Source organism: Bacteroides ilei (assembly GCF_900128495.1).
GTDB lineage: Bacteria > Bacteroidota > Bacteroidia > Bacteroidales > Bacteroidaceae > Phocaeicola > Phocaeicola ilei.
This window is the reverse complement of record NZ_LT635804.1, coordinates 1-7,734: the sequence shown is the minus strand read 5'-3', so window position 1 is coordinate 7,734 and position 7,734 is coordinate 1. Positions and strand designations below refer to the sequence as shown.

Genomic DNA, 7,734 nt, shown 5'->3' with positions numbered 1-7,734 from the left:
CATCTACAGCACATTATACCACCAAAGGCATGGACATAGGAAAAACATAAATCATACTCTATGAAAAATGGCAAAACGATGATTATATAACGAAAAAGAGGATGCATCATTTTTGACACATCCTCTTTTGTTTCCAAACATTTGGAATATCAGCAAAAAATTAGGACCTGATAAAGCAAAGGCTGTAGCTTTTTTATACATTTGTAGACTAAAAGACTACGACATGAAAAAAATACTTCTTTTATTAATCTTGATTGCGTGTTGCATAACTGCCTGTACAGGCAATCAGCAAAAGAAAAATTCTATGACAAACAGTAACGAAACTTTAGTACGCTTCGAAACAACCGAAGGCAACATTACCGTAAAACTGTATAACGAAACGCCCAAGCATCGTGACAATTTCATCAAGCTGGTAAAAGAGGGTGTTTACGACAGTACTTTATTTCACCGCGTCATCAAAAACTTCATGATACAGGCGGGAGACCCTCAAAGTAAAACCGCAACCGATACGACTACATTAGGCTACAGCGATGTAGGATATACGCTTCCGGCTGAAATCAATCCTAAATTCTTCCACAAAAAAGGTGTATTGGCAGCAGCACGTCAAGGAGACGACGTCAACCCAAATCGGGAATCCTCCGGCAGCCAGTTCTATATCGTTACAGGACGGAAATTCAGTGAAGCGCAACTCATCAATCTGGAAAACCAGATGAACGAAGCACGTCTGGATACTGTTTTCCAGAAACTGACCCGCAAACATATGAAGGAAATCCTCAAGATGAGAAGAGCGAACGATACGGAAAGTTTGCTGGCGCTTCAGGATTCATTGGAAAACCAGGCACGCAATATCGTAGCCGAAGAACCGGCACTCAAATTTACCAAAGAACAGATCCAAGCCTATTCTACTATAGGAGGAGCCCCACATCTGGACGGAGCATATACGGTATTCGGAGAAGTAGTGGAAGGAATGGAGACTGTCGATAAAATAGGACAGGCAAAAACCAACCGTGCCGACCGTCCTGAAAAAGATATCCGTATCTTAAAAGCTACCATTATAGAATAATTCACAGACAAAGATACACGAATGATACATGTAAACCACCATATACTTTCTAACGGATTACGTATTGTACATAATGAAAACAACTCCACACAAATGGTTGCTCTCAATATTCTGTATGATGTAGGAGCAAGAGACGAAGATCCTGAACATACCGGATTCGCACATCTGTTCGAACATCTGATGTTCGGGGGATCCGTCAATATTCCGGACTATGATACTCCGGCACAAAATGCCGGTGGAGAAAATAACGCGTGGACAAACAACGACATTACCAATTATTACATCACACTACCCTATCAGAATGTAGAAACCGGATTCTGGCTGGAAAGTGACCGTATGTTAAGCTTGAGCTTCAGCCCACAGAGTCTGGAAGTACAACGCCAGGTTGTCATCGAAGAATTCAAGCAACGTAATCTGAACCAACCGTATGGTGACGCATCACATCTTCTGCGTGAAATGGCATACCAGAATCATCCTTACCGCTGGCCGACCATCGGTAAGGAAATCAGCCACATTGCCAATGCGACAATGGAAGAAGTGAAAAGCTTCTTTTACCGTTTTTATGCTCCAAACAATGCCATTCTGTCGGTCAGCGGACATATCTCTTTTGAAGAAACAGTCCGTCTGGCGGAAAAATGGTTCGGTCCTATTCCTAAAAGGAATATTCCCAAAAGGGAACTGCCACAGGAACCACGGCAAACCGCCATACGTAGATTGACCGTGGAACGTAAAGTTCCGGTAGATACACTGTATATGGCATTCCATATGTGCAACCGTCATGACAAGAACTATTATACATTCGATCTCATAACCGATATCTTGTCCAACGGACGTTCTTCCCGACTGGTCCAGAACCTGACCCAGAAGAAGAAGCTTTTTACCTCCATCGATTCCTATATATCTGGAAGTCTGGACGAAGGTCTTCTACAAATAACTGGGAAACCGGCTCCTGGAATCAGCCTGGAAAAAGCAGAGGAAGCGATCTGGCAGGAACTGGAAGTGTTAAAGACACAACCTGTCTCGGACAATGAACTGGAGAAAGTAAAGAACAGATATGAAAGTGAACAGATTTTCAATAATATAAATTACCTGAACGTTGCTACCAACCTTGCATATTTCGAACTTTTAGGAAATGCAGAAGCTATCAACACAGAAGTAGACCGATATCGTTCTGTCACACAGAAACAGATACAGAACATAGCCCGCCAGACATTTATACAAGACAATTGCAACATATTATACTATAAATCCATCCAATGAACTGGTCGCATTATAAGGCTCTGTTAACATTAGGCTTACCCATTGTTATCGGACAAATCGGTGTAATTATATTAGGGTTTGCCGATACTTTGATGATCGGACACCATAGCACGACAGAACTCGCAGCTGCCAGCTTCGTCAATAATATGTTTACACTTGCCATTATATTCAGTACCGGATTCTCATACGGACTTACCCCTATTGTGGGCAGCCTTTACGGACAAGGTAAAAGCCATGATATCGGACAAGTTTTGAAAAACAGCCTATTAGCCAACACGCTGCTTGCTGTACTGATCTGTATTATAGCGGGAGTACTTCTACTCAACCTTGACAAGTTAGGGCAACCGGAAGAATTACTGCCCTATATGCGTCCCTATTTCCTGATCTTATTAAGTTCCATGCCGTTTGTCCTATGGTTCAACGGATTTAAACAGTTTTCCGACGGAATCACAGATACCAAACTGTCCATGTGGATCTTATTGGGCGGAAATGTACTCAACATCATCGGAAACTACATTCTTATCTACGGAAAACTGGGGATGCCCGAACTGGGACTGGCCGGTGCGGGAGCGTCAACCCTTGTCTCCCGTATCCTTATGGTAATGGCATATCTCTATTTCTTTTTCTGCACCAAACGCTACAAAGCTTTCAAACAAGGATTCGTACATGGAAAAATCAATCGGAAAGATTTTATCCATCTCAACAGACTGGGATGGCCTGTAGCTGCACAAATGGGAATGGAAACCGCATCTTTCAGTCTGAGTGTCATCATGGTAGGATGGATAGGCAGTATAGCCCTGGCTGCCCACCAGATTATGCTAACCATCTCGCAGGTATGTTTTATGATGTATTATGGCATGGGGGCTGCCGTATCCGTCCGGATCAGTAATTTCAAGGGACAGAATGATACGGCCAATATCAGAAAAACGGCGACGGCCGGATTCAGGATCATACTTTACATGATACTCATAACAGCTGTCCCTATATTTTTATTGAGAAATTCATTAGGGAGCTGGTTCACTGACAGCACCACGGTCAGTATCATGGTCGCTCAACTTATCATTCCTTTTGTAATCTATCAGTTCGGCGACGGACTGCAAATCAATTATGCCAATGCCTTAAGAGGTATAGCCGACGTCCGCCCTATGATGCTCTTTTCCTTCATAGCCTATTTTATCATTTCCCTCCCTTTAGGATATTTATTCGGATTTATCCTGAAATGGGGAATCACAGGTATATGGATGGCTTTCCCCTTCGGACTGACAAGTGCAGGAATCATGTACTACCTCCGTTTCAACTACCGCATAAAGAACCCAACAAATAATCTATGAATACTTCATTCAAAATAGCATTAGGATATATTGCATTGATCGGACTACTGTTCGGATCTATCGTATACATCTATAAACAAATGGAACTGCTCACTACCCAAACAGAACTGGAAGAATCAATCAGTAACCGACGTAAAACTACCCACCAGATAATAAACCATCTGTATCAGGCTGAAATTATCGGACAAACTTTACGCTCTGGAAAACTGGATGAATATCCAGCATATAAACATGCTATGCAAGAAGCAAGAGCATCCATCGACTCATTGCAGCAGATGTTCAATGATACAATCCAGCAAATACGTCTCGATTCAGTACGGATGCTTCTCGATGAAAAAGAAATCAATATCAGACTGATGCTTGAAGCCATGAGAGAAAATCCGGCCGACAAGATTTACCGTCAACAGATAGATCAACTGATAGCCCAACAAGATTCTTTGCTGAGCACTCCACGTGTACAGAAAAAAGTCGTTACACATCAAAATACCTATACCATCCATCACAAGCCTAAAAAATTCTTTAAAAGGCTGGCGGAAGTTTTTTCACCTGGAAAAAGTGATTCGACTAAAGTAAATAATGTTATACAGGAAGTCTATACTGATACGATAGAAGAAACCTATAACCCTGTTGACACCATAGCTACGATACTCACCGACATCCAGCATAAAGTATTCCAGACACAACAGGAACGTCAGCAAATGATTGATAACCGGATCAATCTGCTACGTATAGCCGGAAGTGAATTGAACCAGCGTGTGACACAAATACTTGAAACGATTGAAGAAGAAGAACAGAAAGCCATAGAAAACAGGCTCAACCACGAACAGTTCATCAGAAACAAGGCGGCTAATGCAATGGCTACCATTTCTATCATAGCAGTCATACTCGTAACCGTTTTCCTTTTCCTGATTTTACGGGACATTACACGAAGCAACCACTATCGAAAAGAACTGGAAAAGGCCAAGCTCTATGCGGAAAACCTGCTTATTGCACGCGAAAAATTGATGCTGACCATCACACACGATATCAAAGCACCGGCCGGATCCATCATCGGATACATTGATCTGCTTATCCGGCTCATCCAGGACAAACGCCAGCTATTCTATCTGCAGAATATGAAAAGCTCGGCCAACCATCTGCTGGACCTTGTAACGTCATTACTTGATTACCACCGGCTTGAAGCAGGGAAAATGGATCTCCACCCCGTTGCCTTCAAACCACACCAGCTGTTTGAAACGGTCTATACAAGTTTTGTACCCTTAGCTGCCAAAAAAGGGCTCCAGCTCGTTTTCAATGAAAATATCTCACCCGAACTGACCCTTGAAGGAGATCCGTTCCGCATCCGGCAGATAGTAGAGAATCTATTGACCAATGCCCTGAAATTCACTGAGAAAGGAAGTATTGAAATAGGCATTGACTATCAGGGGAACCAATTCATCTTCTCCATCACAGATACGGGATGTGGTATGACGTTACAGGAAAAGGAAAAGATTTTCCAGGAATTCACCCGCCTACGGAGTGCCCAAGGACAAGAAGGATTCGGATTGGGACTTTCCATAACAAAAAAACTGGTGGAACTCCTGAAAGGGAAACTGACCGTAGAAAGCAGGCCCCAATACGGCAGTACATTCAAGGTAACAATGCCTCTGCCATCATACGGACAAAAGATACAGCCAGAGCAGGAACAGATTAAAATGTCACTTCCTGCCCGACGGCAAATACGTATTCTGCTGGTAGATGATGACAAGATACAGCTCAACCTGACAGACGCCATGATACGTAACCTGTTTACCGGAGACAACAACATTACTAATCTGATTATCCGTCAATGTGAACAACCGGAAGAATTTTTCGAATGGATAAAAACCGAAAACTTCGACCTGGTGCTGACTGATATACAAATGCCCGCCATGAACGGATTCGAGCTCTTAGACACGCTGCGGAAACAAAATGTATCACAAGCAGGTACAATTCCGGTAATCGCCATTACAGCACGTAGTGACATGGATGAAAAGGATTTTCAGGCAAAAGGCTTTGCCGGATGCCTTCACAAGCCATTCAATCTATCAGACCTGGCCGCAGTCATTTCCAGGTATATAAACATAACCATGAAAGATACAACAGACAAATCTCACCAGACGAAACAGAAATCATGCCAATATAATTTCAAACCGCTTACTGAATTTTCAGGAGACGACCAAGATGCCGCTGAAGAAATCATGACAACTTTTATACAGGAAACACAACAGAATCTGGGAAATATACAAAAAGCTGTAGAACATAAGGATATGACAAGCCTATGTAAGATAGCCCATAAGATGCTGCCTATATTCTCTATGATACAAGCCGATAAAGCGCTTCCCTCCTTACAATGGTTGGAGGAAAGACGTGAGGAGAAAACCTTGACTGCAGAGGCACAACAGCATGCGGCCATCCTTATAGAAATAGCCGAAGATATAATCCAACAGGCAAAAGCCGACCTTTCACGCTGAAAATACCTGCGCAAAAAAAATATTTAAGATACAAGTTCTTGAAAATATCCTATCTTTGTAATAACTTAGACATCTTATATTTAACCAACAGAATAAACAAAAAAGAAATGATTCCATCCATATTAATAGTTGAAGATGATTTGACCTTTTCAACGATGCTAAAAACATGGCTTTCAAAAAAAGGGTTTGAGGTGGAAACGATAAGTACCAGCGCACGTGCAAAGAAACAACTGTCTGCCCATAAATATAATCTCATACTATCCGATCTGCGACTGCCAGACCAGGATGGAATCCAATTGTTAATATGGTTACGTAACCTCCCATGTAACACCCCTTTCATCATAATGACCGGATATGCCGAAATTCAGACAGCCGTAGAAGCCATGAAACAGGGAGCCAACGATTACATAAGCAAACCTATCCAGCCCGACCTGCTCCTTAAGAAAATAAATGAAGCCATCCAAAATACCAGACAAAACGAACCGGTTCTCCCTGAAAAAGAAAACGACAAAGAAAATGACAGTAATTTTCTGGAAGGTGAAAGTGAAGCAGCACATCAGTTATACAGCTATGTCAATCTAGTCGCTCCAACCCAAATGTCTGTCTTGATAAACGGAGCCAGCGGTACAGGTAAAGAATACATCGCACACCGTATCCATAAACTCAGCAAACGGAACGGGAAACCATTCATCGCAATCGATTGTGGCTCTATACCTAAAGAACTGGCCGCATCCGAATTCTTCGGCCATATCAAAGGCTCATTTACAGGTGCTCTCAACGACAAGACCGGTGCCTTTGAAGAAGCCAATGGAGGAACCATATTCCTCGATGAGATCGGCAACCTGAGCTATGAAGTCCAAGTCCAGCTGCTACGTGCATTGCAAGAACGCCGTATCCGGAAAATAGGTTCGACCAAAGAAATCGAAGTGGATATCCGACTTATTTCAGCTACCAATGAAAACCTGGTAGAGGCCATTGCAAAAGGAACATTCCGTGAGGACCTGTATCACCGGATCAATGAGTTTACCCTTCATATCCCATCTTTAAAAGAACGGCAGGAGGATATCTTATTATTTGCCAATTTTTTTCTGGACCAAGCCAACAAAGAACTGGGCCGTAATCTGATAGGCTTCGATGCTGCAGCCAGCGAAGCACTACAACGTTATTCTTGGCCAGGAAACCTTCGCCAACTAAAAAATGTGGTCAAACGTGCCACATTATTGGCCAAAGGAGATTTTATTACCTTACAAGAATTAAGTGACGAAATAAAGCTACAACCAAAAAATGAAATGACCCAATCCGAATCCTTTATCCTACATAACGAAGAAATTGAAAAGCAACGGATCATCAATGCCTTACAACAAGCAGGGCACAACAAGACAAAAGCTGCACAACTATTGGGAATCGACAGGAAAACATTATACAACAAGCTGAAACTCTACAATATCGGATAAAACAAGCGTAAGCTTCCAAAATTGGCGTATTGACTAGCATGTCTCTTTCGCATACCTTCGTGCTAAACTTAAAACTCGAAAGATTATGTTTAGCGAAAAAGATTTTGAAAGACTGTGGTTCCTCTACAAAACCG

At 42.3% G+C, this 7,734-nt stretch carries 5 protein-coding genes; all 5 read left to right on the top strand.

Annotated features, from left to right (window positions below; all coding sequences use genetic code 11):
• Nucleotides 1-223 precede the first annotated feature (223 nt).
• The 5 genes from BQ7489_RS17005 to BQ7489_RS16985 all read left to right on the top strand — a co-directional run bounded on the left by BQ7489_RS17005 (nt 224) and on the right by BQ7489_RS16985 (nt 7,600).
• Nucleotides 224-1,063 (top strand): peptidylprolyl isomerase, encoded by an 840-nt coding sequence (locus tag BQ7489_RS17005; protein ID WP_072532358.1) that lies wholly within the window; start codon nt 224-226, stop codon nt 1,061-1,063.
• Nucleotides 1,064-1,084: 21 nt separating this feature from the next.
• Entirely contained in the window at nt 1,085-2,323 is a 1,239-nt protein-coding gene (locus BQ7489_RS17000; protein WP_072532357.1) for a M16 family metallopeptidase, read from the top strand.
• Nucleotides 2,320-3,654 carry an MATE family efflux transporter gene (locus BQ7489_RS16995; protein ID WP_072532356.1) on the top strand — a complete coding sequence of 445 codons (1,335 nt, stop codon included), beginning with the start codon at nt 2,320-2,322 and terminating at the stop codon, nt 3,652-3,654. Before BQ7489_RS17000 ends, BQ7489_RS16995 begins: the two co-directional genes overlap by 4 nt.
• Nucleotides 3,651-6,146 carry a hybrid sensor histidine kinase/response regulator gene (locus tag BQ7489_RS16990; protein ID WP_072532355.1) on the top strand — a complete coding sequence of 832 codons (2,496 nt, stop codon included), beginning with the start codon at nt 3,651-3,653 and terminating at the stop codon, nt 6,144-6,146. Before BQ7489_RS16995 ends, BQ7489_RS16990 begins: the two co-directional genes overlap by 4 nt.
• A gap of 107 nt (nt 6,147-6,253) precedes the next feature.
• Entirely contained in the window at nt 6,254-7,600 is a 1,347-nt protein-coding gene (locus BQ7489_RS16985; RefSeq protein ID WP_072532354.1) for a sigma-54-dependent transcriptional regulator, read from the top strand.
• The last annotated feature ends 134 nt before the right edge of the window (nt 7,601-7,734 follow it).